Source organism: Saccharopolyspora ipomoeae (genome assembly GCF_029952525.1).
Classification (GTDB): Bacteria; Actinomycetota; Actinomycetes; order Mycobacteriales; family Pseudonocardiaceae; genus Saccharopolyspora; species Saccharopolyspora ipomoeae.
The window spans coordinates 9232-34256 of the sequence record NZ_JASAOF010000003.1 but is presented as its reverse complement, the minus strand read 5'-3'; the positions used below and the strand labels follow the sequence as shown (position 1 = coordinate 34256).

Genomic DNA, 25025 nt, shown 5'->3' with positions numbered 1-25025 from the left:
GGCGCGATGATCTCCGTGCTGGTGGTCGAGGACGACCCGGTTGCCGGGGAGGCGCACGAGGCCTACGTCAACCGGGTGGAGGGCTTCAGCGTCGCCGGGCGGGTGCGCACCGGGCAGGCGGCGCTGCGGTTCGTCGAGCACACCTCGGTGGACCTGGTGCTGCTGGACCTGCGGCTGCCCGACATGGACGGGCTGCAGGTGGCGCGCGCGCTGCGCACCGCCGGACTGCCGATCGACGTCATCGCGGTGACCTCGGCCCGGGACCTGAAGGTGGTGCGCGCGGCGGTCTCCAGCGGCGTCGTGCAGTACTTGCTCAAGCCGTTCACCTTCGCCGCGATGCGGGAGAAGCTGGAGCACTACGCGCGTTTTCGCGCCACCCTCGGCCAGGACCGCGAGGTGCAGGGCCAAGCCGAGATCGACCGCGCCTTCTCCACCCTGCGCGGCGTGGACCGCCAGGCGCTCCCGAAGGGCATGGGCGAGGAAACCCTCGCCGCCGTCATCACCGCCCTCCGAGCCATGCCCTCCGGAGGTTCGGCGGGCGCGGTCGGCGAGGCCGCCGGCGTTTCCCGCGTCACCGCCCGCCGGTACCTCGAATACCTCTCCGGCACGGGCATGGTCGAACGCCTCCCCACCTACGGCGCGGTCGGCCGCCCCGAGATGACCTACACCTGGGTCGGGGAGTCCTGACCCCACCCGGTCACCTCCAGGAACCCGATTTCGATGGAAGTCGGACCCCTGATCTCCATGGAAATCGGGATCCCGACTTCCATGGAAATCGTGGGGACCGCGCGGGAGGGGTGGCGTGGTCAGGCCTTCGGGTCGGATTTGGGCCGGAGGAGGGGAGCACCGGGGCCGAGTTCGGCGAAGCGGTCGTCGGGGTTGTGGAGGATGCAGGTGCGCAGCGAGAGGCAGCCGCAGCCGATGCAACCGGTGAGGTTGTCGCGGAGGCGCTGCAGGCCGTCGATGCGGGCGTCGAGCTCGTCGCGCCAGCGCTTCGAGAGCCTCGTCCAGTCGGCCTTGGTGGGGGCGTGGTCGTCGGGGAGGGTGGCGAGGGCGTCGGAGATCTGCTCCAGGCTCAGCCCCACCCGCTGGGCTGCGCGGATGAACGCGAGCCTGCGCAGCACGGCTCGCTGGTAGCGGCGCTGGTTGCCGGTGGTGCGGGTCGAGGTGATCAGGCCGCGCTCCTCGTAGAAGCGCAGCGCGGTCTGGGCGACACCGCTGCGGTGCGCGACCTCCCCGATGGTCAGCAGCGCGGGTAGTTTCGTCACGTTCGCCAGGCTAGCCGAGACCTCCACAATGGTGGAGCCGTTGACTTCGACTTAACTCGAAGTTGAATCCTGGGCGGCATGGCGATCACGACGGAACTCCAGTACGCGGACCTGCGTCCGCTGATGACCCGGATGACCGGCGACGAGAAGCACGACTCCGCCGCCACCTCCACCCTCGACGTGCTCTGGGTGCTCCACGACCAGGTCCTGTCGGTGAGCCCGGACCGCGTCGACGACCCGCGGCGCGACCGCTTCCTGCTGTCCAAGGGTCACGGCCCGATGGCCTACTACGCGGTCCTGGCGGCCAAGGGCTTCCTCGACCCGTCCGACCTGGACCGCTTCGGGGAGTTCGACTCCCGCCTCGGCTTCCACCCGGACCGGGTGCTCGTGCCCGGCGTGGAGATCGGCAGCGGTTCGCTCGGCCACGGCCTCCCGCTCGCGCTCGGCCTCACCCTCGGGCTGCGCGCGCAGGGGATCGACGAGCCGCGCGTGGTGGTGCTCGTCGGCGACGCCGAGCTCGACGAGGGCAGCAACCACGAGGCGATCCAGGTCGCCGGCCGCTGGGGGCTGGGAAGGCTGACCACCGTGGTGGTCGACAACCGCTCGTCGAGCACCGGCTGGCCCGGCGGCATCGCCGACCGCTTCGCCCGCGAGGGCTGGGCGACCCGCGTCGTCGACGGTCGCGACCACACCGCCCTGGCCCAGGCCCTGACCGCCACTTCCGAGGACCGCCCGCTCGCGGTCGTCGCCGAGGTCGAACCGCGAGGAGGAACCCGATGAGCATGCGCGAGCAGTTCGTGCGCACCACCACCGAGGCGATGGACGCCGATCCGAGGATCGCGCTGGTGCTGGCCGAGATCTCGTCCGACCGCTTCACCGAACCCCGCCACGCCGACCGGATCTTCAACGTCGGCATCCGCGAGCAGGCGATGGTCGGCGTCGCCGGGGGATTGGCGCTGGCCGGGATGCGGCCGGTGCTGCACTCGATCACGCCCTTCGTCGTGGAACGGCCCTTCGAGCAGCTCAAGCTCGACCTCTCCCACCAGGGAGTGGGGGCGATCGCGGTCAGCACCGGCGCCTCCTACGACTACCCGACGGCGGGCCGCACGCACATGGCTCCCGGCGACGTCGCGCTGATCGACACGCTGCCCGGCTGGACCGTGCACGTGCCCGGCCACCCGGCCGAGGTCGACGCCCTGCTGAGTCGCGAGTTCGCCCACGACGGCCCCGTCTACCTGCGGCTTTCCGATCGGGTCAACGCCGAGCCGCTGGTGGGCGGCCCCGGCTGGCGCCGGGTGCGGCACGGTCGCGAGGGCGTGGTGCTGGCCGTCGGCCCGATGCTGGCACCGGTGCTGGCCGCCACCGCCGCGATGGACGTCACCGTCCTCTACACCGCCACCATCAGGCCCTTCGACACCGGCGGGTTGCGCGCCGCGGTGCGCGCGGCGCGCCCGGACGTGGTGCTCGTCGAGCCCTACCTGCGCGGCACCTCGACGCACGAGGTCACCGCCGCGCTGGCCGACGTCCCGCACCGGGTCCTGTCGCTGGGCGTGCGGCGGGATCGCGAGCTGCGGGCCTACGGCACCGCCGACGAGCACGAGGCCGCCCACGGCCTCGGTCCGAGCGGGCTCGCGGGCGAGATCGCCCACTTCCTGCGCGGGCAGGACCAATCGGGTGGCGCGAGCCCGGTAGCCTGAGCGCGTGGCACGAGTCGTCATCTTGGACTACGGATCAGGCAACCTCCGCTCCGCCGAGCGCGCTCTGCAGCGCGCGGGCGCCGACGTCGAGGTGACCGCCGACCATCGTGCCGCCGTCGAGGCGCAGGGTCTGGTGGTGCCCGGCGTCGGCGCGTTCGCGGCCTGCATGGACGGGCTGCTGGGCGTCGGCGGCGACAAGATCATCGATCAGCGGCTGGCCGGGGACCGCCCGGTGCTGGGCATCTGCGTGGGCATGCAGGTGCTGTTCGACCAGGGCGTCGAGCACGGGGTGCGGGCCGACGGCTGCGGCCAGTGGCCCGGCACCGTCGAGCGGCTCAACGCCGACGTGCTCCCGCACATGGGCTGGAACACCGTGCAGGCGCCGACCGACAGCGTGCTGTTCGCCGGTCTGGACCCCGAGACGCGCTTCTACTTCGTGCACTCCTTCGCGGTCCGCAAGTGGGAGCTGGAGAGCTCCGACTCGATCACCCCGCCGCGGGTGACCTGGGCCGAGCACGGCGAGCCGTTCGTGGCCGGGGTGGAGAACGGGGCGCTGATGGCCACCCAGTTCCACCCGGAGAAGTCCGGCGACGCCGGCGCCCGGCTGCTGCGCAACTGGCTGGACGTGCTGTGAGCCGGCGGCACGGCCTGTTCGGCCCGAACGCGGTCCGCGTCATCGCGCTGGTGCTCGCCGTCGGCATCGCCTTCACCGTCGGCGGCCCCTACCTGATCCAGGCCGGGGTGCCGCTGCTCGGCGTGATCGCGCTGAGCCTGGTGGTCCTGGGCGTGCCGGTGGTGGCGATCGTGCGCAGCGAGAAGTCACGCCGCTGAGCGGTCCCGGGTGCTCGCCGCCGAGGTGACGTCATTAGGGTTGTGGGCGTGAGCTTCACTCTGCTTCCCGCTGTTGACGTTGCCGATGGGCAGGCCGTCCGCCTCGTGCAGGGCGCCGCCGGAACCGAGACCTCCTACGGTGATCCGCTGGAGGCCGCGCTGACGTGGCAGCGCGCGGGCGCGGAGTGGGTCCACCTGGTCGACCTCGACGCCGCCTTCGGCCGCGGCAGCAACCGCGAGCTGCTGGCCGAGGTCACCGCCAAGCTGGACGTGCAGGTCGAGCTCTCCGGCGGCATCCGCGACGACACCTCCCTGGAGGCCGCGCTGGCCACCGGCTGCGCCCGCGTCAACCTCGGCACCGCCGCGCTGGAGAACCCGGAGTGGGCCGACCGCGTCGTCGCCGAGTACGGCGACCGCGTGGCCGTCGGCCTGGACGTGCGCATCACCGAGCAGGGCCACCGCCTGGCCGCCCGCGGCTGGACCAAGGACGGCGGTGACCTGTGGGAGGTGCTGGCCCGCCTCGACGCCGCGGGCTGCCGCCGCTACGTCGTCACCGACGTCAGCAAGGACGGCACGCTGCAGGGCCCGAACACCGAGCTGCTGCGCCAGGTCTGCGAGCGCACCGACGCCGCGGTCATCGCCTCCGGCGGCGTGTCCAGCGTGGACGACCTGGTCGCCCTGTCGAAGCTGGCCCCGGCCGGCCTGGAGGGCTCCATCGTCGGCAAGGCCCTCTACGCCCAGAACTTCACCCTGGAAGAAGCCCTCGCCGCCGTCCGCTGAGCCCGGCTCTCTACCCTGGTGGGCATGGGTGTCGCTGTGCGTGTGATCCCGTGCCTGGACGTGGACCAGGGGCGGGTCGTCAAGGGAGTCAACTTCACCGACCTCCGGGACGCCGGTGATCCGGTGGAACTGGCCTCGGCCTACAACACCGAAGGCGCCGACGAGCTGACCTTCCTGGACGTCACGGCCTCGTCGTCGGATCGCGAGACGACCTTCGACGTGGTGCGCCGCACGGCCGAGCAGGTGTTCATCCCGCTGACCGTCGGCGGCGGCGTGCGCAGCCCCGAGGACATCGACCGGCTGCTGCGGGCCGGGGCCGACAAGGTCAGCCTGAACACCGCCGCGATCGCGCGTCCCGAGCTGCTCAACGAGTCCTCGAAGCGCTTCGGCGCGCAGTGCGTGGTGCTGTCGGTCGACGCCCGGCGGGTGCCCGAGGGCGGGCAGCCGACGCCGTCCGGTTTCGAGGTCACCACGCACGGCGGCCGCAAGGGCACCGGGATCTGCGCCGTCGAGTGGGCGCGCAAGGGCCAGGAGCTGGGCGTCGGCGAGATCCTGCTGAACTCGATGGACGCCGACGGCACCAAGGCCGGGTTCGACCTGGAGATGATCCGCCAGGTGCGCGAGGTCGTCGACGTGCCGCTGATCGCCAGCGGTGGCGCCGGTGCCGTCGAGCACTTCGCGCCCGCCGTGCACGCCGGAGCCGACGCGGTGCTGGCCGCCAGCGTCTTCCACTTCGGGCAGCTGCGCATCGGCGAGGTCAAGGACGCCATGCGCGCGGAAGGGATCACGGTCCGATGAGCGAGCTCGACCCGGCGATCGCCGACCGGCTCAAGCGCAACGCCGACGGGCTGGTCGCCGCGATCGCGCAGCAGCGCGGCACCGGCGAGGTGCTGATGATGGCGTGGATGGACGACGAGGCGCTGCACCGCACCCTCACCACCCGCCGCGCCACCTACTTCTCCCGCAGCCGCGGCAGCTACTGGGTCAAGGGCGAGACGTCGGGCCACACCCAGCACGTCCACGAGGTCCGACTGGACTGCGACGGCGACACGATCCTGCTCTCGGTCGACCAGCAGGGCGCGGCCTGCCACACCGGCGACCGAACCTGCTTCGACGCCGACGTCCTGCTGCCCGCGGACTGACCCGGGGTTCCGGGCTCCGCGCGGTCAGGCGAGGCCCAGGTCCCCGGTGAGGTAGCGCTGGAGGTTGGGGCCGATGGTGGCCGCGACGGTGTCGGCGTCGGCCGAGGCCAGCGGTTCGATGCGGACGACGTAGCGGGCCATGCCGAGGCCGACGAGCTGGGAGCCGCACAGCGCCACCCGCATCTCGCCGCGGTCGACCTCCAGGACCGCGACCAGGCGGTTGAACAGCACGTTCTGCACGAACTCGCGGAGCATCGCCACCGCCTGCTCGTTGCTGGCGACGCTGCGCATCAGGGCCGCGAACTGGCCGCCGCCGACACCGTCCCAGGCGGCGACGAACCGCCGGATGATCCGCTCGCCGATCTGCTCGCGCGGCCCGTCGAGCACCTCGCGGAGGATCTCGGCCGGGTTGACCGGGATCTGCACCGCCGCGGTGAACAGTCCTTCCTTGCCGCCGAACCAGTGGTTGACCATCGCCGGGTCGACGCCCGCGCCGCCGGCGATCGCGCGGACGGTGGCGGCGTCGTAGCCCTGCTCGGCGAACACCTCGCGGGCCGAGGTCAGCAGCGCCTCCTTGGTGTCGGCGCCTTGGGGCCTGCGGCCTCGCCGCTTCGGTTCGGTCGTGCTCACCCGTCCATCCTCGCGGCACCGACGCCGCAGTGGCAAAGCGGAGGGGCAAAGCGGAGGGGCAGGGCGGAGGGGCAAAGCGGAGGTCCCGCACCGGGCGCCGAGGACTGCGCGGCACAATGACGGGCATGGTCGGCGATGGTGAGATCGGCAGTGTGAGCCCAGGACGCGAGGAGTTCCGGAGCCTGGCGGCGGAACACCGGGTGATCCCGGTGGTGCGGCGGTTGCTCGCGGACGACGAGACCCCGCTGGGGGTCTACCGCAAGCTCGCCGGGAACCGCCCCGGCACGTTCCTGTTCGAGTCCGCCGAGAACGGTCGTTCCTGGTCGCGATGGTCCTTCGTCGGGGCCCGCAGCGCCGCCGCCCTCACCGTCCGCGACGGCGAGGCCCACTGGACCGGCACGCCGCCGGTCGGCCTGCCCTCCAGCGGCGACCCGCTGGAGGCGCTGCGCGAGACGGTCCGGCTGCTGCACACCGACCCGCTGCCCGGCCTGCCGCCGCTGACCGGCGGGATGGTCGGCTACATGGGCTACGACACCGTGCGCAGGCTGGAGCGGCTGCCCAACCTGACCGAGGACGACCTGCAGATCCCCGAGATGGTGATGCTGCTGGCCACCGACCTGGCGGCGCTGGACCACCACGAGGGCACGATCACGCTCATCGCCAACGCGGTGAACTGGGACGACAGCCCGGAGCGGGTCGACGCGGCCTACGACGACGCGGTGCGCCGCCTCGACGAGATGACCGAGCGGCTGCAGACCCCGGCGGCGCCGACGGTGGCGACGTTCTCCCGGCCCGCCGCGGACTTCCGCCGCAAGCGCCGGCCCGAGGAGCACCACGCGGCTGTGGAGAAGGCCAAGGAGGCCATCCGCGCTGGCGAGGCGTTCCAGGTGGTCGTCTCGCAGCGGTTCGAGATGGACACCGACGCCGACTCGCTGGACATCTACCGGATCCTGCGCACCACCAACCCGAGCCCGTACATGTACCTGCTGCGGCTGGACGACCCCGACGGCGGCAGCCCGTTCGACATCGTCGGCTCCAGCCCGGAATCGCTGGTCACCGTGCAGGACGGGCAGGCCACCACGCACCCGATCGCGGGCACCCGCTGGCGCGGCGCGGACGAGGACGAGGACGCGCTGCTGGAGAAGGACCTGCTCAGCGACGAGAAGGAGCGCGCCGAGCACCTGATGCTGGTCGACCTGGGCCGCAACGACCTGGGCCGGGTGTGCAGGCCGGGGTCGGTGCGGGTGGTCGACTTCTTCCGCATCGAGCGCTACAGCCACGTCATGCACATCGTCTCCACCGTCACCGGGCAGCTCGCCGAGGGCAAGACCGCCTTCGACGCGGTGGCGGCCTGCTTCCCGGCGGGCACGCTGTCGGGCGCGCCGAAGCCGCGCGCGCTGGAGCTGATCGAGGAGCTGGAGCCGACGCGGCGCGCCCAGTACGGCGGCGTGGTCGGCTACCTGGACTTCGCGGGCAACGCCGACACCGCCATCGCGATCCGCACCGCCCTGGTGCGCGACGGCCGCGCCTACGTGCAGGCCGGTGGCGGCATCGTGGCCGACTCCGACCCGGTGGCCGAGGACCAGGAGTGCCTGAACAAGGCCCGCGCGGTGCTCAACGCGGTCGCCACCGCCGGGACGCTGACGGCGCCCGCCGAGCAGGAGGCGCGCCTTGACCAGCGCGTCTGAGCAGGACCCGGCCCCGACCCGGTCCAAGGGCCTGCTCTGGTCGGTGCTGCTGCTGGTGCTGGCCGGGGCCGGAGCTTTGTGGGGCGCCTCGGGCCTGACCTGGATGAGCCAGCCGTTCCGCACCCCGATCGGCACCGAGACGGTCAGCGCCGCGACCGGTGCGGAGGCGCGGCCTGAGCTGGTGCCGATGGCGCTGGCGGCGCTGGCCGCCGTCGCCGCCGTGCTGGCGACCGGCGGGCTGCTGCGGCGCCTGGTCGGCGTGCTCATCGCGCTGGCCGGTGCGCTGCTGGTCTGGCGCGCCTTCCAGCAGTTCACCGGCGGTGGCAGCGACCTCGACGTGCCCGCGGGCAGCGTTCCGGCGGGGGAGCTGTCCACCTCGCCGTTCGGGCCGCTGCTGATGGTGCTCGGTGCGTTGCTGCTGGTGATCGCGGGTGTGCTGGTGGTGGTGCGCGCGGGTCGGATGCCGGCGATGGGCGCGCGCTACGCCGCGCCGGGCGCCGCGAAGGAGCGGGTGTCCCAGGATCCGGACAGGCGGTTGTGGAACGAGCTGGACGCCGGACGCGATCCCACGGACGAAGACGATCGCTGAAGGATCTCCAGCGTCACCAAAACCGCTGTTCGACGTCGTCCGGAGCCGGTCGCCCCGGATCGCAACAGGGCCGAAGGTCCTTGTTGCGCTGGGACTCCGGGCCCACCCCTTGGTAAGGGGGTCGATTGGTGAGGTTTAGCATCGGCCATGCGACGGCACGGCGGGAAGGGGAGTGTCGTGATCGAGCGCAATGAGTTCAACCGCGCATTCAGCAGGGTCTGGGCATTGCGGGTGAGTGTTCGGGGCACAGCCGGCGAGGTGTTCGCGTGACCGTTCTGGAAGACATCATCGAAGGCGTCCGCGAGGATCTCGCGGTCCGCGAATCGGCGATTCCGTTCGACGAGATCAAGCAGCTGTCGGCGGCCGCCGCGCCGCCGCACGACGTGCTGGCCGCGCTCAAGGCGCAGGGCGTCGGCGTCATCGCCGAGGTCAAACGGCGCAGCCCGTCCAAGGGCGAGCTGGCCGAGATCGCCGAACCGGCCGATCTCGCCGCCGACTACGCCGACGCGGGTGCCCGGGTGATCAGCGTGCTCACCGAGCAGCGCCGCTTCGGCGGTTCGCTGGCCGACCTGGACGCCGTGCGCAAGCGCGTCCCGGGCACGCCGGTCCTGCGCAAGGACTTCGTGGTCAGCCCGTACCAGGTGCACGAGGCCCGCGCGCACGGCGCGGACATGGTGCTGCTCATCGTGGCCGCCCTGGAGCAGAACGTGCTGGAAGCGCTGCTCGACCGGGTCGAGTCGCTGGGCATGGCCGCGCTGGTCGAGGTGCACACCGCCGAGGAGTCCGACCGGGCGCTGGAGGCGGGCGCGAAAATCATTGGCATCAACGCCCGCAACCTGCATACGCTCGAAGTCGACCGCGACGTCTTCGGCCGGATCGCTCCGGGGCTGCCGCAGGACGTCATCAAGGTCGCCGAGTCCGGAGTGCGCGGACCCAGCGACCTGATGGCCTACGCGGGTTCCGGTGCCGACGCCGTTCTGGTCGGCGAGGGCCTGGTGACCAGCGACAACCCGAAGTCGGCGGTGAACCAGCTGGTGACCGCCGGGTCGCACCCGGCATGTCCGCGTCCGAGCCGCTGAGGCTCGGCGGCGCGGCGTGCGAAGCACAGGAGGTAAGGCAATGACCGTCGGGGCTGACGCCGCGCGCGCCCACCGCCAGGGCACCCCCGTGCCCGAGGGGCACGATCCGGACGGGCGCGGGCACTTCGGCGACTACGGCGGCCGGTTCATGCCCGAGGCGCTGATCGCGGCGCAGGACGAGCTCGCCGCCGAGTACGCCAAGGCCCAGCAGGACCCGGCGTTCCTCGCCGAGCTCGACGAGCTGCTGCGCAACTACGCGGGCCGCCCGTCGCTGCTGACCGAGGCCAAGCGCTTCGCCGAGCACGCGGGCGGGGCTCGCGTGCTGCTCAAGCGCGAGGACCTCAACCACACCGGCTCGCACAAGATCAACAACGTGCTGGGGCAGGCGCTCCTGGTCAAGCGGATGGGCAAGCGCCGCGTCATCGCCGAGACCGGTGCCGGTCAGCACGGCGTGGCCACCGCGACGGCCTGCGCGCTGCTGGGCCTGGAGTGCGTGGTCTACATGGGCAAGGTCGACACCGAGCGCCAAGCCCTCAACGTCGCGCGGATGCGGCTGCTGGGCGCCGAGGTCATCCCGGTCGCCAACGGCTCGGCGACGCTCAAGGACGCCATCAACGAGGCGCTGCGCGACTGGGTCGCCAACGTCGACCACACCCACTACCTGCTGGGCACCGCCGCCGGGGCGCACCCGTTCCCGGTGATGGTGCGCAACTTCCACCGGGTCATCGGCGACGAGGCCCGCGAGCAGACCCTGGCGATGACCGGTCGGCTGCCGGACGCGGTCCTGGCCTGCGTCGGCGGCGGCTCCAACGCGATCGGCATCTTCCACGGCTTCATCGACGACGCCGACGTGCGGCTGGTCGGCTTCGAACCCGCCGGTCACGGCATCGAGTCCGGCGAGCACGGCGTCACCCTCGGCGAGGGCACCCCGGGCACGCTGCACGGCGCCCGCTCCTACCTGCTGCAGGACGAGGACGGGCAGGTCATCGAGGCCTACTCGATCTCGGCGGGGCTGGACTACCCGGGCGTCGGCCCGGAGCACTCCTACCTCAAGGACACCGGCCGCGCGGAGTACCGCTCGGTCACCGACGACGAGGCGATGCAGGCCTTCCAGCTGCTGTCGCGGACCGAGGGCATCATCCCGGCGATCGAGTCCGCGCACGCCCTGGCCGGGGCGATCAAGCTCGGCCAGGAGATCGGGCCGGACGGGCTCATCGTCGTCAGCCTCTCGGGTCGGGGCGACAAGGACATGGACACCGCGGCGAAGTACTTCGGGCTCGTCGACGAGGAGCGGGGAGAGTCGTGAGCCTGCGTGACGTTTTCCAGGCGTGCCGTGCCGAGTCGCGGGCAGCGCTGATCGGCTACCTGCCCGCCGGGTACCCGACCGTCGAGGGCAGCCAGGAGCTGCTCAAGGCGATGGTCGAGGGCGGCTGCGACATCGTCGAGGTCGGCCTGCCGTTCTCCGACCCGGTGATGGACGGGCCGACGATCCAGGCCGCCAGCGAGACCGCGCTGCGGGCGGGCTTCCGCGTGCGGCAGGTCTTCGACGTCGTCTCCAGCATCGCCGAAGCCGGTGGTCAGGCGGTCGTGATGACCTACTGGAACCCGGTGCACCACTACGGCGTGGACGCCTTCGCCCGCGACCTCAAGGCCGCGGGCGGGCTCGGCGTGATCACCCCGGACCTCATCCCGGACGAGGGCGAGGACTGGATCGCCGCCACCGACGCGCACGGGCTGGACCGGATCTTCCTGGTCGCGCCGTCGTCCACCGAGGAGCGGCTGGCGCTGACCGCCAAGTCCAGCAGCGGCTTCGTCTACGCCACCTCCGTGATGGGCGTGACCGGTGCGCGCGACTCGGTCGGCTCCGCCGCGGCCGGGCTGGTGGAGCGCACCCGCGCGCACACCGACCTGCCGATCGGCGTCGGCTTGGGCGTGCGCTCGCGCGAGCAGGCGGCCGAGGTGGCGCGCTTCGCCGACGGCGTGATCGTCGGCTCGGCGTTCGTCACCCGGGCCGAGCAGGACGGCCCCGACGGCGTCCGGGCGCTGGCGGCGGACCTGGCCGCGGGAGTGCGCGGGGCCTGACGCGCGGGGGGTGCTCACCGCTGGTGCGGCGCCCGATACCGTAAGCACCGTGAGTGCTGCCTCGGCGAGTCCCTTCCTGGCCAACATTCCCAGCCCTCCGCAGGGGGTTTGGTACATCGGTCCGATTCCGCTGCGCGCGTACGCGCTGTGCATCATCGCCGGCATCGTGCTGGCGGTGTGGATCAGCAACCGCCGCTGGATCGCGCGCGGTGGCCGGGAGGGCACCGTCGTCGACGTGGCCGTGTGGGCGGTGCCGTTCGGACTCATCGGCGGGCGGCTCTACCACGTGGCCACGGACTGGTACAAGTACTTCGGGCCGGACAAGAACCCGCTGGACGCGCTGAAGGTGTGGGAGGGCGGCCTCGGCATCTGGGGCGCGGTCGCGCTCGGCGCCGTGGGCGCCTGGATCGGCTGCCGCCAGCGCGGTGTCCCGCTGCCCGCGTTCGCCGACACCGTCGCGCCGGGCCTGGTGCTCGCGCAGGCCGTCGGGCGTCTCGGGAACTGGTTCAACCAGGAGCTCTACGGCGGTCCGACGACCGTGCCGTGGGGCCTGGAGATCTACCGCCGCATCGACCCGGAGACCGGGCTGGCCGACCCGATCGCGGGCGTCGCCGTCGACCCGACGCCGATCACCGTCGTGCACCCGACGTTCCTCTACGAGCTGGTCTGGAACGTGGGCGTGTTCCTGCTCGTGCTGTGGGCGGACCGCAAGTTCCGGATGGGCCACGGTCGCGTGTTCGCGCTCTACGTCGCCGGGTACACGGCCGGTCGCGTGTGGATCGAGATGATGCGCAGCGACGAGGCCACCCACATCCTGGGCATCCGCATCAACGTCTTCACCTCGCTGCTGGTGTTCCTCGCCGCCGTCATCTACCTCCTGGTCGTCCGGGGCAAGCGGGAGGACCCGGCCCTCCTCGCGGGCAAGCCCTACCCGGAGGACCTCCCCTCCACGGTCGAGCCCAAGTCGGACGAGTCGAAGTCCGAGGAGTCGAAGTCAGGCGGGCCGAACTCCGGCGATTCCAAGACCACCGAGGACGAGGCCGCTCCGGACTCGAAGGACTCGAACACCGAACCACCGGGCGAAACCTCGCCCGACCAGGACAGCTCCGGCTCGGACGAGGACGAGGCCTCGTCGGCGCCATCCGACAAGGACGCCAAGAGCCAGTCCTGACCCCGGCACCCGCAGAGGCCGCGGACTCCCGTGCGGAGCCGCGGCCTCTTCGTCGTGGTCCCGGGAGCGGTGACGCCGCGGAGGGGACAGTTTTAGCCAGAATCGCCCGGGGTTCGACCCCTCAGTTCCCGGGCGATTCTGGCTAAAACTGTCCCCTGCCAACCACTCACGCCGCGAGGGACCCGATTTCAGTGGAAGTCGGGACTCCGGTTTTCAGTGGAGATCGGGATGCCGGGGCCGAGCGAGGGCGTGGGGGTCAGGGGGCGCCGAGGGCGTGGGAGAGGTTGTTGGCGGCGGTGGTGACCGCGGTGGCGGCGGCGGTGAGGTCGTTCGGGGGGAGGCGGAAGATCGGGCCCGAGATGTTGAGGGCGGCGATCGTGGTGCCGGTGAAGTCGCGGACCGGGGCGGCGACGGCGACGAGACCCGGTTCGGTCTCCTCGACGGCCGTGCTGTGGCCGGCCTCGCGCTCGACGGCCATGCGGGCGCGGACGTCGTCGGGGGTGCGCGGGGCGCGCTCGGTGCCGGGGAGCGGGTCGGGTTGGGCCGCGAGCAGGGCGTCGACCTCGTCGTCGGGGCGCCCGATCAGCAGGGCCCGGCCGCTGGACGTGCAGTTGAGCGGGGAGAGGCGGCCGATCCACTCGTGCGCCTGCAGCGCGCGCCCGGGGCGTTCGGCGAGCACGGTGACGGCCGCGTTGCCGCTGAGCACGGTCAGGTAGGCGGCCTCGCCGACCGCCCGCACGAGGGAGCGCAGCACGGGCGCGGCCTGCTGCAGCAGGCGGCTGTCGCTGGCGGCTCCGGCCAGCGCGAACAGCTGCCAGCCCAGCCGGTACTCCAGGCTGTCGGGGTCGCGCTCCACGAACCCGCTCTCGGCGAGGGCCTTCAGGGTGCGGGAGACCTGGGTCTTCTCCTTGCCGAGCGCGTCGGCGACGGACTGCACGCGCAGCGGCCCGGATCCCAGGGCCCGCAGCACGTCGAGCGCGCGGTGGACGCTGCTCAAGTTCTCGGTGGTCACAGGCCCACGATGGCATGATCGTGCGCATGGAGCAACAAGCGTTGCTCAGTGAGCCCGGCCTGTCTACGGTCGGATCCCATGTGTGGAATCGCCGCCCTTCACCACCCGCAGACCGGACCCGCCGCGACCACCGGGGAGCGGATGCTCGCCGAGCTGGCGCACCGCGGGCCGGACGACCGCGCTCAGCTGCCGGTCGGTGCGCACGCGTGGCTCGGGCACACCCGGCTGTCGCTGGTCGACCTGGACGGCGGTCGGCAGCCGCTCACCTCGGCCGACGGGTGGGCGCTGGTCTGCAACGGGGAGATCTACGACCACGCCGACCTGCGCGCGGAGCTCGGCGAGCACGAGTTCCGGACGTCCTCGGACAGCGAGGCCGCGCTGGTGCTGCTGCGCCGACGCGGTCCCGCCGCGCTGACGCGGCTGCGGGGCATGTGGGCGCTGTGCGCGGCCGCGCCCGACGGCCGCTTCGTCGCCGCCCGCGACCGGCTCGGCATCAAGCCGCTGTACTGGGCCGAGTCCGGCGGTGTCCGGTACTTCGCCTCCGAGCTGCGGGCGTTCCCGGCCGCCGTGCGGCCCGCGGTGGAGACCTTCCCGCCCGGCTGCTGGTGGACCCCGGAGGACGGCCTGGTCCGCTTCGCCGACCCGATGCCGGATCCCGCCGAGCTGCCGAGCTGGGAGGGTCTGGCGCCGGAGGTCGTCGAGAAGGCGACGCGGGAGGTGCTGGTCGACTCGGTGCGGCGGCACCTGATGGCCGATGTCGAGGTAGGCGTGTTCCTCTCCGGCGGACTGGACTCCAGCGTGGTGGCCGCGATCGCCGCCGCCGAGTGCGCCGAGGCGGGCACGAGGCTGAAGACCTTCGCGGTCGGCACCGCGGATTCACCTGACCTGCTCGCGGCGCGCGCTGCGGCCGAGCACCTGGGGACCGAGCACCACGAGGCGATCTTCGACGCGCGGCGGGCGGTGGCGGCGCTCGACGACGTGGTGGCCTCGGTGGAGTCCTTCGACGCGAGCCTGGTCCGCAGCGCCGTGCCCAACTGGTTCCTCGCCGAGCTCGCCGCCCAGCACGTCAAGGCGGTGCTGACCGGGGAGGGAGCGGACGAGCTGTTCGCCGGCTACGGCTACTACCACCGCGCGCACGCCGAGGACCTGCAGGACGAGCTCGCCCGCACGCTCGGCGCGCTGCACGGGCTCAACCTGCAGCGCTGCGACCGGATCACGATGGCGCACGGCCTGGAGGCCCGCGTCCCGTTCCTCGACACCGAGGTCGTCGCGCACGCGATGTCGCTGCCGGAGGAGCTCAAGGCGCTGCAGGGCGGCGTCGAAAAGGCCCATCTGCGAAGGGCTTTCACCGGCCGGCTGCCCGAGGAGCTGCTGTGGCGGCGCAAGGCGCAGTTCGGCACCGGCAGCGGAGCCCAGGACCTGCTCACCCCGTACTGGGAGCAGCGCGTCACCCCGTCCGAGCTCGCCGCCACCGACGCCCCGGTGCGCACCCGCGAGGAACTGGCCTACCACCGCACCTTCCGCAGACACCTCGACGGGATCCGCCCCGAAGCGGTCCTCACCCGCTTCGCCACGGCCTAGCGAGTCGGGGCGATGACGGGGGAGCCATCGGGTGTGTGCAGGACCGTGACGCGGGCGGCGTAGCGCTCGGCGAGGGACGCCGGGGTGAGGACCTCGCTCGGCGTGCCCTCGGCGGCCACCGCGCCGTCGTCGAGGAGCAGCACGCGCTCGGAGTACTGGGCGGCCAGCGTCAGGTCGTGCAGCGTCGTGATGACCGTGGTGCCCAGCTCGGCGCGGAGTTCGTCGACGAGGTCGAGCAGCGCCTGGGCATGACCGATGTCGAGACCGGTGGTGGGCTCGTCGAGGAGCAGCACCCCGGCGCGCTGCGCCAGCGCACGGGCCAGGACGGTGCGCTGCCGCTCGCCGCCGGAGAGGGTGCGCAGCGCGCGCCCGGCCAGGTCCGTCAGGTCCAGGCGGGCGAGCAGCTCCTCGACGACCTCCCGGTCGCGGCGGCCCTCCCGGCCGAGCGGGCCGAGGTGCGGGGTGCGGCCGAGCAGCACGTAGTCGGTGACGGTCAGCCCCATCGGCAGCTGCGGGATCTGCGGGGCGTAGGCGAGGGTGCGGGCGCGTTCCCGGCGCGGCAGCGACGCCAGCGCGCGGCCGCCCACCCGCACCTCGCCGGTGTGCGCGAGCAGTCCGGCGATGGCCTTGAGCAGCGTGGACTTGCCGGCCCCGTTGGGGCCGATGATGCCCAGCCAGCCGCCACCGTCCACAGTGGTCGAGACGCCGGAAACGACTCGGTGGCGCCGGTACCCGGCCGCCAGGTCGCGGACTTCGAGGCGGCTCATCCCCGGCTCCGGTGCAGCAGGACCGCGAAGAACGGGGCGCCGGTGAACGCGGTGATCACGCCGATGGGGAGCTCCGCCGGAGCCAGCAGGGTGCGCGCGAGCATGTCGGCCAGCACCAGGAACACCCCGCCGAACAGCAGCGACATCGGCACGATGATCCGGAACCCGCCGCCCAGCGCCAGCCGCACCAGGTGCGGTACGACGAGCCCGACGAACCCGATCAGCCCGGCGACGCTCACCGCCGCGGCGGTGGCCAGCGAGGCCGCGACCAGCACCAGCGCCCGCACCCGGCCGGGGTGCACGCCGAGCGAGGCGGCCTCCTCGTCACCGGTGCCCAGCAGGTCCAGCAGCCGCGCGCACAGGCACAGCACCACCGCCGAGACCACCACGTAGGGCAGCACGACCAGCACTTCGCGCCAGCCGGTGGTGGACAGCCGCCCCAGGATCCACAGGTAGACCTGCTGCAGCGAGTCCACCCGCAGCTGCTGCAGGAACGTCTGACCGGCCGTGAGGAACGCGCCCACCGCGACCCCGGCCAGCACCAGCGTCGCGGTGTCCCGGCCCGCCGAGCGGCCCACCAGCCAGGTCAGCGCGACCCCGCCGAGAGCTCCGGCGAACGCCGCCGCCTGCACCGGGATCGACAGCCCGGCCTGCGGGGCCGCGGTGATCACGGCCGTGACGGCCAGGCCCGCTCCGGCGGCGGAACCGAGCAGGTAGGGGTCGGCGAGCGGGTTGCGGAAGACGCCCTGGAACGCCGCGCCGGACACCGCCAGCGCGGCCCCCACCAGCACGCCGAGCACGGTGCGGGGCACCCGCAGCTGCCACAGGATCGCCGCCTCGCGCTCCGACAGCGGCGAGACCCCGCCGGTCAGCTGCGCGACGATCTCGCCGAGCACCCGCTGCCAGCCGAGCTCGGCGGCGCCCAGCAGCACCGACAGCAGCACGCCCACCACCAGCGCGGACACGCCGACGGCGAGATGCCGCGGGCGAAGCCGGGTGGCCGAGATCAAACCTGCTGGCCCGTCATCCCTGCTGGGCCTTGCCGACCGCGTCGCTGATCGCGCGCACGAAGTCCACCACGCGCGGACCCCAGCGGCTGGCGACGTCGTCGTCGAGCTCGACGACGTGGTTGCGCCGCACGGCGTCGACGGTGTTCCAGCCGGGCCGCGCGGCGATCGCGGCGGCGTTGACGCCGCAGCACTTGGTGTCGGCGGCGAAGATCAGGTTCGGGTTGGCCTGCACCACGTGCTCCTGCGAGAGCTGCGGGAACGGCCCGCCCGCCGGGTCGGCCCCGCCCGCCGGGTCGGCCCCGCCCGCCGGGTCAGCAATGTTGACCATGCCGAACTGCGAGTAGACGCTGCCCACGAAGCTCTGCGAGGTCGCGGTGTAGAGATCGGGGCTGACCTCGTGGAAGTAGGTCAGCGGCTGCGGGGGCTTGGGCGTCCTGGCCACGATGTCGGCGATGTCGGCGCGCATCTTCTGCACCATCGCGGTGGCCTGGTTGCCGTGCCCGGTGGCCTGCCCGATGACCTGGATCTGCTGGTAGGCGTCCTCCAGGCTGGCGGCGGAGGGGGTCAGCAGCACCGGCACGTCGACGACCTTGAGGCCCTCGGCGAGCTGGGTGGCGTTGTCGGGGGCGATGACCAGGTCCGGCTTCTTGTCGGCCACGGCCGCGGCGTCGGCGGTGAAGCCGGTCAGCTCGGTGCGCGGCGCGTTGGCCGGGTAGTTCGAGAACTGGTCGACGGCCACGACCTGGTCGCCGGCGCCGAGCGTGAAGAGCGTCTCGGTGGCCGAGGGCGACAGCGACACGATCCGCTTGGGCTGCTGCAGCAGCGTCACCGGCTGCCCGCCGGGCAGCGAGACCTTGGCCGGGAACGCCGAGGCGGGATCGTCGGGCACCTCCGGAACCGGGGAGTGCTGGCGGGTCGCGCACGCCGTCATCAGGGTGAGCAGGGCGAACGCGGCCATCATCAGGGCGGCGAGGCGGCGGAACCCGGTCATGTCTTCCCTCGGGTCGGAGCTGGCGAACGAGCACCCACCGTAGCGAGGGGCGCTGAGCAGGAAAGATATCAGCAAAGATCGTCGTGGGCCGCCGCCGGAGGGAGCATCGTCCGGAGAGAGGTACCCAGCGGTAGACGCAGCGGGTAGATTCGATGACGGACCGTGTCCGCCGACGTGCGGTTCGCCTGCGCGAGCCGCGGGCCGGTCGGATCGGGGCCGTGCGATGTGGTCAGCCGCCACACCGGCCGTGCTCGTGCGCGTGGTGGGCTGAACCAGCCGAATCGCGGGCGCGTACCCAGCGAGTGGCGTGACAACAAGATGGTCAGCATCACGTTTGGCTTGCTGCTTCCGGGTATCCTGGCTGTTAAAGTCTGCTAAACGCTCCGGTTACAGCGAACGGGCGAGCGCGCCCGAAATCTTCCACGGCACAACCGGATCTTTTATCTGCGGGCCAATGCCGTCCCGTGCCCAGAAGTCGTAGAAGTCAGGTCAACGGCCGACCACCGACTTCCAAGCACGAGCATGACGAGGGAGGTCTGCAGTGGTCTTCTCCGCGATCCCAGCGGCCCAGGGCCTGTACGACCCGGCCGCCGAGCAGGATTCCTGCGGCGTGGCCATGGTCGCCGACATTCGAGGTCGGCGTTCGCATGGAATCGTCGCGGATGCGCTGACCGCCCTGGCGAACCTGGAGCATCGCGGCGCCGCCGGCGCCGAGCCCACCAGCGGCGACGGCGCGGGCATCCTGCTGCAGCTGCCCGACGCCCTGCTGCGCGCCACCGCGGGCGTGTCCCTCCCCGAGCCCACCGCCGACGGCGAGAGCCGCTACGCGGCGGGCATGGCCTTCCTGCCCGCCGACGCCGCCGAGCGCGAGCGGGTCGTGGCGCTGGTCGAGCGCATCGCCGCCGAGGAGGACCTCACCGTCCTGGGCTGGCGCGACGTGCCCACCACGCCGGACGCGGCGGACGTGGGCACCACGGCCCGCGGTTGCATGCCGCACTTCGCGACGCTGATGGTCGCGGGCAACGGCGGCGAGTCCGGCCTGGCGCTGGACCGGCTGGCCTTCTGCCTGCGCAAGCGCGCCGAGCGCGAGGCCGCGCGGGAGGGCTCCGAGCTGTACTTCCCGTCGCTGTCGGGTCGCACCTTCGTCTACAAGGGAATGCTGACCACCGCGCAGCTGCCCGCGTTCTTCCCGGACCTCACCGACGAGCGGATCGCCAGCGCGATCGCCGTGGTGCACAGCCGGTTCTCGACCAACACGTTCCCGTCGTGGCCGCTGGCGCACCCGTTCCGCTACGTCGCGCACAACGGTGAGATCAACACGATTCGCGGCAACCGCAACCGGATGCGGTCCCGCGAGGCGCTGCTGGCCTCCGACCTCATCCCGGGCGAGCTGTCCCGGCTGTACCCGATCTGCGCCGACGACGGCTCGGACTCGGCGTCGTTCGACGAGGTGCTGGAGCTGCTGCACCTGGGCGGCCGGTCGCTGCCGCACGCGGTGCTGATGATGGTGCCCGAGGCGTGGGAGAACCACGCCGAGATGGACCCGAAGCGCAAGGCCTTCTACCAGTTCCACGCGAGCCTGATGGAGCCGTGGGACGGCCCGGCCTGCGTCACCTTCACCGACGGCGCGCTGGTCGGCGCGGTGCTGGACCGCAACGGTCTGCGCCCGGCCCGCTGGTGGCGGACCGCCGACGACCGCGTGGTGCTGGCCAGCGAGTCCGGTGTGCTGGGCCTCGACCCGTCCGAGGTGGTGGCCAAGGGCCGCCTGCAGCCGGGCCGGATGTTCCTGGTGGACACCGAGCAGGGCCGGATCCTCGACGACGAGGAGTTCAAGTCGGAGCTGGCCGCCGAGCACGCCTACGACGAGTGGCTGCACGCCGGTCTGCTCAACCTCGACGAGCTCGCCGACCGCGAGCACGTGGTCAGCACCCACGAGTCGGTGGTGCGCCGCGAGCTGTCGTTCGGCTACACCGAGGAGGAGCTGGCGCTGCTGCTCGCGCCGATGGCCACCGGCGGCGCCGAGCCGCTGGGCTCGATGGGCGCCGACACCCCGCCCGCGCCGCTCTCGCAGCGCTCGCGGATGCTCTACGACTACTTCGTGCAGCAGTTCGCGCAGGTCACGAACCCGCCGCTGGACGCGATCCGCGAGGAGATCGTCACCTCGGTCGCCCGGATCATGGGCCCGGAGCAGAACCTGCTCACCCCGTCGCCGGCGTCGTGCCGGCACATCGTGCTGCCCAACCCGGTGATCGACAACGACGAGCTGGCCAAGCTCATCCACATCAACGACGACGGCGACCTGCCCGGGTTCTCCTCGGCGGTGCTCTCCGGCCTGTACGAAGTGGACGGTGGCGGTCCGGCTCTGGCCGAGGCGATCGAGCGGGTCCAGCGCGAGGCCTCCGAGGCCATCGCCCAGGGCGCGCGCGTGCTGGTGCTCTCCGACCGCGACTCGAACCACGAGATGGCGCCGATCCCGTCGCTGCTGCTGACCTCGGCGGTGCACCAGTACCTCATCGGCACCAAGGAGCGGCTGCGCGTCGCGCTGGTCGTGGAGTCCGGTGACGCCCGCGAGGTGCACCACGTCGCGGCCCTGCTGGGCTACGGCGCCGCGGCGGTCAACCCGTACCTGGCGTTCGAGGCCATCGAGGACATGATCTCGACCGGCCAGATCTCCGGCGTGCGGCCCAAGATCGCCGTCCGGAACTACGTGCAGGCGCTGGTCAAGGGCGTGCTCAAGGTGATGTCGAAGATGGGCATCTCCACCGTCGGCGCCTACACCGCCGCGCAGGTCTTCGAGGCCGTCGGGCTCTCGCAGGACGTCGTCGACGCCTACTTCCAGGGCACCACCTCCAAGCTCGGCGGCGTCGGCCTCGACGAGCTCGCCGAGGAGGTCGCGCAGCGGCACCGCCGCGCCTACCCGGACAACCCGACCGAGCGGGTGCACCGCAAGCTGGAGGTCGGCGGCGACTACTCCTACCGCCGCGAGGGCGAGCTGCACCTGTTCACGCCGGAAACGGTGTTCCTGCTGCAGCACTCGACCAAGACCGGCCGGTACGACAAGTACCGCGAGTACACCGCCGAGTGCGACCGGCTGTCGGCCGAGGGCGGCACGCTGCGCGGGCTGTTCGAGCTCGACAGCGGGCGCGATCCGATCGACATCGACGAGGTCGAGCCGATCTCGGAGATCATGAAGCGGTTCTCCACCGGCGCGATGAGCTACGGCGCGATCTCCGCCGAGGCCCACGAGGTGCTGGCGATCGCGATGAACCGCATCGGCGGCAAGTCCAACTCCGGTGAGGGCGGCGAGGACGTCGACCGGCTCTACGACCCGGAGCGCCGCTCGGCGGTCAAGCAGGTCGCCTCCGGCCGCTTCGGCGTGACCAGCGAATACCTGGTCAACGCCAGCGACATCCAGATCAAGATGGCGCAGGGCGCCAAGCCCGGTGAGGGCGGCCAGCTGCCCGCGCACAAGGTGTACCCGTGGATCGCCAAGACCCGGCACTCCACGCCCGGCGTCGGGCTGATCTCGCCGCCGCCGCACCACGACATCTACTCGATCGAGGACCTGGCGCAGCTCATCCACGACCTGAAGAACGCCAACGAGCAGGCCCGCGTGCACGTCAAGCTGGTCAGCGAGGTCGGCGTCGGCACGGTCGCGGCGGGCGTGTCCAAGGCCCACGCCGACGTCGTGCTCATCTCCGGTCACGACGGCGGCACCGGTGCCGCGCCGCTGACCTCGCTCAAGCACGCGGGCACGCCGTGGGAGGTGGGGCTGGCCGAGACGCAGCAGACGCTGCTGCTCAACGGCCTGCGCGACCGGATCACCGTGCAGTGCGACGGCGGCTTCAAGACCGGCCGCGACGTCGTGGTCGCCGCGCTGCTGGGCGCCGAGGAGTACGGCTTCGCCACCGCTCCGCTGGTCGTCGAGGGCTGCGTGATGATGCGCGTCTGCCACCTCGACACCTGCCCGGTCGGCGTCGCGACCCAGAACCCGGATCTGCGCAAGCGGTTCACCGGCCAGGTCGAGCACGTGGTGAACTTCTTCGAGTTCGTCGCCCAGGAGGTGCGGGAGTACCTGGCGCAGCTGGGATTCCGGACGCTGGACGAGGCGATCGGCCAGGTCTCGGCGCTCAAGCGCGACAAGGCCGTGCAGCACTGGAAGTCTCGCGGCCTGGACCTGGAGCCGGTGTTCGCCGAGCCGCGGACGCCGTACTCGACGGTGCGCCGCCGGGTGCGGGAGCAGGACCACGGCCTCGACCAGGCCCTGGACCGCACGCTCATCCAGCTCGCCGAGGCGGCGCTGGAGGACGCCCGCCCGGTGACGCTGCGGCTGCCGGTGCGCAACGTCAACCGCACCGTCGGCACGCTGCTGGGCGCGGAGGTCTCGCGCCGCTACGGCGGTGACGGGCTGCCCGACGACACGATCCACGTGGAGCTGGAGGGCTCGGCCGGTCAGTCGCTGGGCGCGTTCCTGCCCAGCGGCATCACGCTCGACATGGTGGGCGACACCAACGACTACGTCGGCAAGGGCCTGTCCGGCGGCCGGATCGTGGTGCGCCCCGACCCGGCCTCGACGTTCCGCGCCGAGGACCAGGTCATCGCGGGCAACGTGATCGGCTACGGCGCGACGAGCGGTGAGATCTACCTGCGCGGTCAGGTCGGCGAGCGCTTCGCCGTCCGCAACTCCGGCGCGCAGCTGGTCTGCGAGGGCGTCGGTGACCACGCCTTCGAGTACATGACCGGCGGCCGGGCGATCGTGCTCGGCGGTACCGGCCGCAACGTCGGCGCGGGCATGTCCGGCGGCATCGCCTACGTGCTGGACCTGGACCCGGTGCGGGTGAACACGGCGATGGTCGACCTCAAGCCGTGCGGCGCCAAGGAGCTGAAGTGGCTGCACGAGGTCGTGCAGCGGCACCACGAGCTGACCGGGTCGGCGGTGGCCGCGTCGCTGCTGGGCGACTGGCCGCGGCGTTCGGCGGCGTTCACGAAGGTGATGCCGCGCGACTTCCAGCGGGTCCTGGACGCAACGCGGATGGCCAAGATCGAGGGCCGGGACGTGAACGAGGCGATCATGGAGGCTTCCCGTGGCTGACCCCAAGGGCTTTCTGAAGTACGCGCGGGCCGAGGCCCCCAAGCGTCCCGTCGACGACCGGCTGGGCGACTGGCACGAGGTCTACGCGGCGCTGTCCGCGGAGGACCGCAACGAGCAGGTCTCCACCCAGGCCGCGCGCTGCATGGACTGCGGAATCCCGTTCTGCCACTCGGGTTCGTCGGGTTGCCCGCTCGGCAACCTGATCCCGGAGTGGAACAACATGGTCCGCCGCGGCCAGTGGGAGGCGGCCAGCGACCGGCTGCACGCCACCAACAACTTCCCGGAGTTCACCGGGAAGCTGTGCCCGGCGCCGTGCGAGGCCGGCTGCGTGCTGGCGATCTCGCCGGAGGCCGGGGGAGCGGTGGCGATCAAGCGGGTCGAGGAGACCATCGCCGAGGTCAGCTGGGAGAACGACTACGTCTCGCCGCGCACGCCGGAGGAGCACACCGGCAAGCGCGTCGCCGTCGTCGGCTCGGGCCCGGCCGGGCTGGCCGCCGCCCAGCAGCTCACCCGCGCGGGCCACGAGGTGACCGTCTACGAGCGCGACGACCGCATCGGCGGCCTGCTGCGCTACGGGATCCCCGAGTTCAAGATGGAGAAGTCCGTCCTGGACCGGCGTCTGGCGCAGATGCGCGACGAGGGCACGAAGTTCATCACCGGCTGCGAGGTCGGCTCGGACCTCACCGTCGAGGACCTGCGCGCCGGCTACGACGCGGTGGTGCTGGCGGTGGGCGCGCTGCGCGGCCGCGACGACACCACCATCCCGGGCCGCGAGCTCGGCGGCGTGCACCTGGCGATGGAGCACCTGGTGCCCGCCAACAAGGAGGTCGAGGGCGACGGCCCGTCGCCGATCTCGGCCGAGGGCAAGCACGTCATCATCCTCGGCGGCGGCGACACCGGCGCCGACTGCTACGGCACCGCGACCCGGCAGGGCGCGCTGTCGGTGACGCAGCTGGACAACTACCCGCAGCCGCCGACCGAGCGCGACGACGACATCTCGCCCTGGCCGACCTGGCCGTACATCCTGCGCACCTACCCGGCGCACCAGGAGGCCGGTGAGCGGAAGTTCGCGGTGGCGATCGAGTCGTTCGTGGGCGACGAGGACGGCAACGTGCGCGCGGTGCGGCTGCGCCACGTGCAGGTCCGCCGCGACGAGAACGGGCGCCGCCAGGTGGTTCCGGTCTCCGACGAGGTCGAGGAGCTGCCCTGCGACCTGGCGCTGCTGGCGATCGGGTTCGAGGGCGTCGAGCACATGCCGCTGCTGGGCGGCCTGGGCATCGAGCTCACCCGCCGCGGCACCATCGGTTCCGGTTCGAACTGGGAGACCACCGCCCCGGGCGTGTTCGTCTGCGGCGACGCCCACCGCGGCGCCTCGCTGGTCGTCTGGGCCATCGCCGAGGGCCGCTCGGTCGCCCACGCCGTCGACGCCCACCTCATGGGCACCTCGGAACTCCCCAACCCGGTCCACCCGACCGCCCTCCCCCTAGCGGTCTGATCCCCTCCACCACAGTCACTTCCACCCCAACCCCACCCCACCCCGCCGTCGGGGACCGGATTACTCCGGTATTCCGGTCCCCGATTACGGCGGTAATCCGTGTTGGAGCCGAATACGGCG

23 protein-coding genes are annotated in these 25025 nt (G+C 72.3%); 17 read left to right on the top strand and 6 right to left on the bottom strand.

Annotated features, from left to right (window positions below; genetic code table 11):
* The first annotated feature begins 6 nt into the window (after window positions 1–6).
* Complete coding sequence (locus tag QFW96_RS06770; protein ID WP_281454689.1) at window positions 7–687, top strand: response regulator; 681 nt, start codon at window positions 7–9, stop codon at window positions 685–687.
* 119 nt (window positions 688–806) lie between these two features.
* Here the strand turns inward: QFW96_RS06770 and soxR are convergent, their stop codons facing one another.
* Window positions 807–1268, bottom strand: a complete 462-nt coding sequence (gene soxR / locus QFW96_RS06765; RefSeq protein ID WP_281454688.1) for a redox-sensitive transcriptional activator SoxR — start codon at window positions 1266–1268, stop codon at window positions 807–809.
* A 78-nt stretch (window positions 1269–1346) separates the two neighbouring features.
* On the opposite strand from soxR, the gene QFW96_RS06760 reads away from it, so the two are divergent.
* From QFW96_RS06760 to hisI, 7 genes are read left to right on the top strand one after another with little or no spacing between them, the layout of a single operon-like run.
* Window positions 1347–2048, top strand: coding sequence for a thiamine pyrophosphate-dependent enzyme (locus QFW96_RS06760; protein ID WP_281454687.1), 702 nt, complete (start codon window positions 1347–1349; stop codon window positions 2046–2048).
* Window positions 2045–2965 carry a transketolase family protein gene (locus QFW96_RS06755; protein ID WP_281454686.1) on the top strand — a complete coding sequence of 307 codons (921 nt, stop codon included), beginning with the start codon at window positions 2045–2047 and terminating at the stop codon, window positions 2963–2965. Before QFW96_RS06760 ends, QFW96_RS06755 begins: the two co-directional genes overlap by 4 nt.
* A gap of 4 nt (window positions 2966–2969) precedes the next feature.
* Window positions 2970–3599: an imidazole glycerol phosphate synthase subunit HisH gene (hisH, locus tag QFW96_RS06750; protein ID WP_281454685.1), complete on the top strand. Its 630-nt coding sequence runs from the start codon at window positions 2970–2972 to the stop codon at window positions 3597–3599.
* On the top strand, window positions 3596–3796 hold the full coding sequence (locus QFW96_RS06745) for a hypothetical protein (protein ID WP_281454684.1): 201 nt from the start codon (window positions 3596–3598) through the stop codon (window positions 3794–3796). Before hisH ends, QFW96_RS06745 begins: the two co-directional genes overlap by 4 nt.
* A gap of 48 nt (window positions 3797–3844) precedes the next feature.
* Window positions 3845–4576: a bifunctional 1-(5-phosphoribosyl)-5-((5-phosphoribosylamino)methylideneamino)imidazole-4-carboxamide isomerase/phosphoribosylanthranilate isomerase PriA gene (gene priA / locus QFW96_RS06740; protein WP_281454683.1), complete on the top strand. Its 732-nt coding sequence runs from the start codon at window positions 3845–3847 to the stop codon at window positions 4574–4576.
* Window positions 4577–4600: 24 nt separating this feature from the next.
* Window positions 4601–5374 (top strand): imidazole glycerol phosphate synthase subunit HisF, encoded by a 774-nt coding sequence (hisF, locus tag QFW96_RS06735; RefSeq protein WP_281454682.1) that lies wholly within the window; start codon window positions 4601–4603, stop codon window positions 5372–5374.
* On the top strand, window positions 5371–5718 hold the full coding sequence (hisI, locus tag QFW96_RS06730; RefSeq protein ID WP_281454681.1) for a phosphoribosyl-AMP cyclohydrolase: 348 nt from the start codon (window positions 5371–5373) through the stop codon (window positions 5716–5718). Before hisF ends, hisI begins: the two co-directional genes overlap by 4 nt.
* Window positions 5719–5742: 24 nt before the next feature.
* Here hisI and QFW96_RS06725 read toward each other — a convergent pair whose 3' ends face one another.
* Window positions 5743–6348 carry a TetR/AcrR family transcriptional regulator gene (locus QFW96_RS06725; RefSeq protein ID WP_281454680.1) on the bottom strand — a complete coding sequence of 202 codons (606 nt, stop codon included), beginning with the start codon at window positions 6346–6348 and terminating at the stop codon, window positions 5743–5745.
* A gap of 125 nt (window positions 6349–6473) precedes the next feature.
* Here QFW96_RS06725 and QFW96_RS06720 point away from each other — a divergent pair, with 125 nt between their 5' ends.
* From QFW96_RS06720 to lgt, 6 genes are all read left to right on the top strand, one after another.
* Window positions 6474–8036 carry an anthranilate synthase component I gene (locus QFW96_RS06720; protein ID WP_281454679.1) on the top strand — a complete coding sequence of 521 codons (1563 nt, stop codon included), beginning with the start codon at window positions 6474–6476 and terminating at the stop codon, window positions 8034–8036.
* Window positions 8020–8625: a Trp biosynthesis-associated membrane protein gene (locus QFW96_RS06715; RefSeq protein ID WP_281454678.1), complete on the top strand. Its 606-nt coding sequence runs from the start codon at window positions 8020–8022 to the stop codon at window positions 8623–8625. The genes QFW96_RS06720 and QFW96_RS06715 overlap by 17 nt, the downstream gene beginning before the upstream one ends.
* 266 nt (window positions 8626–8891) lie before the next feature.
* Window positions 8892–9704 carry an indole-3-glycerol phosphate synthase TrpC gene (trpC, locus tag QFW96_RS06710; RefSeq protein WP_281454677.1) on the top strand — a complete coding sequence of 271 codons (813 nt, stop codon included), beginning with the start codon at window positions 8892–8894 and terminating at the stop codon, window positions 9702–9704.
* Between the two features lie 40 nt (window positions 9705–9744).
* Window positions 9745–11010: a tryptophan synthase subunit beta gene (gene trpB / locus QFW96_RS06705; protein ID WP_281454676.1), complete on the top strand. Its 1266-nt coding sequence runs from the start codon at window positions 9745–9747 to the stop codon at window positions 11008–11010.
* Window positions 11007–11786 carry a tryptophan synthase subunit alpha gene (gene trpA / locus QFW96_RS06700; protein WP_281454675.1) on the top strand — a complete coding sequence of 260 codons (780 nt, stop codon included), beginning with the start codon at window positions 11007–11009 and terminating at the stop codon, window positions 11784–11786. Before trpB ends, trpA begins: the two co-directional genes overlap by 4 nt.
* A gap of 49 nt (window positions 11787–11835) precedes the next feature.
* Window positions 11836–12957, top strand: a complete 1122-nt coding sequence (lgt, locus tag QFW96_RS06695) for a prolipoprotein diacylglyceryl transferase (protein WP_281454674.1) — start codon at window positions 11836–11838, stop codon at window positions 12955–12957.
* Between the two features lie 256 nt (window positions 12958–13213).
* Here the strand turns inward: lgt and QFW96_RS06690 are convergent, their stop codons facing one another.
* The gene (locus tag QFW96_RS06690) at window positions 13214–13969 is read right to left on the bottom strand and encodes an IclR family transcriptional regulator (protein WP_281454673.1); all 756 of its coding nucleotides are present in this window, start codon (window positions 13967–13969) and stop codon (window positions 13214–13216) included.
* Between the two features lie 78 nt (window positions 13970–14047).
* On the opposite strand from QFW96_RS06690, the gene asnB reads away from it, so the two are divergent.
* Window positions 14048–15550: an asparagine synthase (glutamine-hydrolyzing) gene (gene asnB, locus QFW96_RS06685; protein ID WP_281454672.1), complete on the top strand. Its 1503-nt coding sequence runs from the start codon at window positions 14048–14050 to the stop codon at window positions 15548–15550.
* On the opposite strand, the gene QFW96_RS06680 is transcribed toward asnB, so the two are convergent.
* Genes QFW96_RS06680 through QFW96_RS06670 form a run of 3 tightly spaced genes read right to left on the bottom strand, consistent with a single transcriptional unit; the run spans window position 15547 to window position 18318 of the window.
* Window positions 15547–16317 carry an ABC transporter ATP-binding protein gene (locus QFW96_RS06680; RefSeq protein WP_281454671.1) on the bottom strand — a complete coding sequence of 257 codons (771 nt, stop codon included), beginning with the start codon at window positions 16315–16317 and terminating at the stop codon, window positions 15547–15549. The two genes, asnB and QFW96_RS06680, sit on opposite strands and share 4 nt — an antisense overlap.
* Window positions 16314–17327 (bottom strand): FecCD family ABC transporter permease, encoded by a 1014-nt coding sequence (locus QFW96_RS06675; protein ID WP_425524723.1) that lies wholly within the window; start codon window positions 17325–17327, stop codon window positions 16314–16316. The genes QFW96_RS06680 and QFW96_RS06675 overlap by 4 nt, the downstream gene beginning before the upstream one ends.
* A gap of 13 nt (window positions 17328–17340) precedes the next feature.
* The gene (locus QFW96_RS06670; protein ID WP_281454669.1) at window positions 17341–18318 is read right to left on the bottom strand and encodes an ABC transporter substrate-binding protein; all 978 of its coding nucleotides are present in this window, start codon (window positions 18316–18318) and stop codon (window positions 17341–17343) included.
* A gap of 541 nt (window positions 18319–18859) precedes the next feature.
* On the opposite strand from QFW96_RS06670, the gene gltB reads away from it, so the two are divergent.
* Window positions 18860–23410: a glutamate synthase large subunit gene (gltB, locus tag QFW96_RS06665; RefSeq protein ID WP_281454668.1), complete on the top strand. Its 4551-nt coding sequence runs from the start codon at window positions 18860–18862 to the stop codon at window positions 23408–23410.
* Window positions 23403–24905: a glutamate synthase subunit beta gene (locus tag QFW96_RS06660; RefSeq protein ID WP_281454667.1), complete on the top strand. Its 1503-nt coding sequence runs from the start codon at window positions 23403–23405 to the stop codon at window positions 24903–24905. Before gltB ends, QFW96_RS06660 begins: the two co-directional genes overlap by 8 nt.
* The last annotated feature ends 120 nt before the right edge of the window (window positions 24906–25025 follow it).

Bases quoted from the DNA above. Each gene is read 5' to 3' on its own strand.
- QFW96_RS06770 (WP_281454689.1), top strand. From the start codon at position 7: ATGATCTCCGTGCTGGTGGTCGAGGACGACCCGGTTGCCGGGGAGGCG.
- QFW96_RS06760 (WP_281454687.1), top strand. From the start codon at position 1,347: ATGGCGATCACGACGGAACTCCAGTACGCGGACCTGCGTCCGCTGATG.
- QFW96_RS06755 (WP_281454686.1), top strand. From the start codon at position 2,045: ATGAGCATGCGCGAGCAGTTCGTGCGCACCACCACCGAGGCGATGGAC.
- hisF (WP_281454682.1), top strand. From the start codon at position 4,601: ATGGGTGTCGCTGTGCGTGTGATCCCGTGCCTGGACGTGGACCAGGGG.
- hisI (WP_281454681.1), top strand. From the start codon at position 5,371: ATGAGCGAGCTCGACCCGGCGATCGCCGACCGGCTCAAGCGCAACGCC.
- QFW96_RS06720 (WP_281454679.1), top strand. From the start codon at position 6,474: ATGGTCGGCGATGGTGAGATCGGCAGTGTGAGCCCAGGACGCGAGGAG.
- trpB (WP_281454676.1), top strand. From the start codon at position 9,745: ATGACCGTCGGGGCTGACGCCGCGCGCGCCCACCGCCAGGGCACCCCC.
- asnB (WP_281454672.1), top strand. From the start codon at position 14,048: ATGTGTGGAATCGCCGCCCTTCACCACCCGCAGACCGGACCCGCCGCG.
- QFW96_RS06680 (WP_281454671.1), bottom strand. From the start codon at position 16,317: ATGAGCCGCCTCGAAGTCCGCGACCTGGCGGCCGGGTACCGGCGCCAC.
- QFW96_RS06670 (WP_281454669.1), bottom strand. From the start codon at position 18,318: ATGACCGGGTTCCGCCGCCTCGCCGCCCTGATGATGGCCGCGTTCGCC.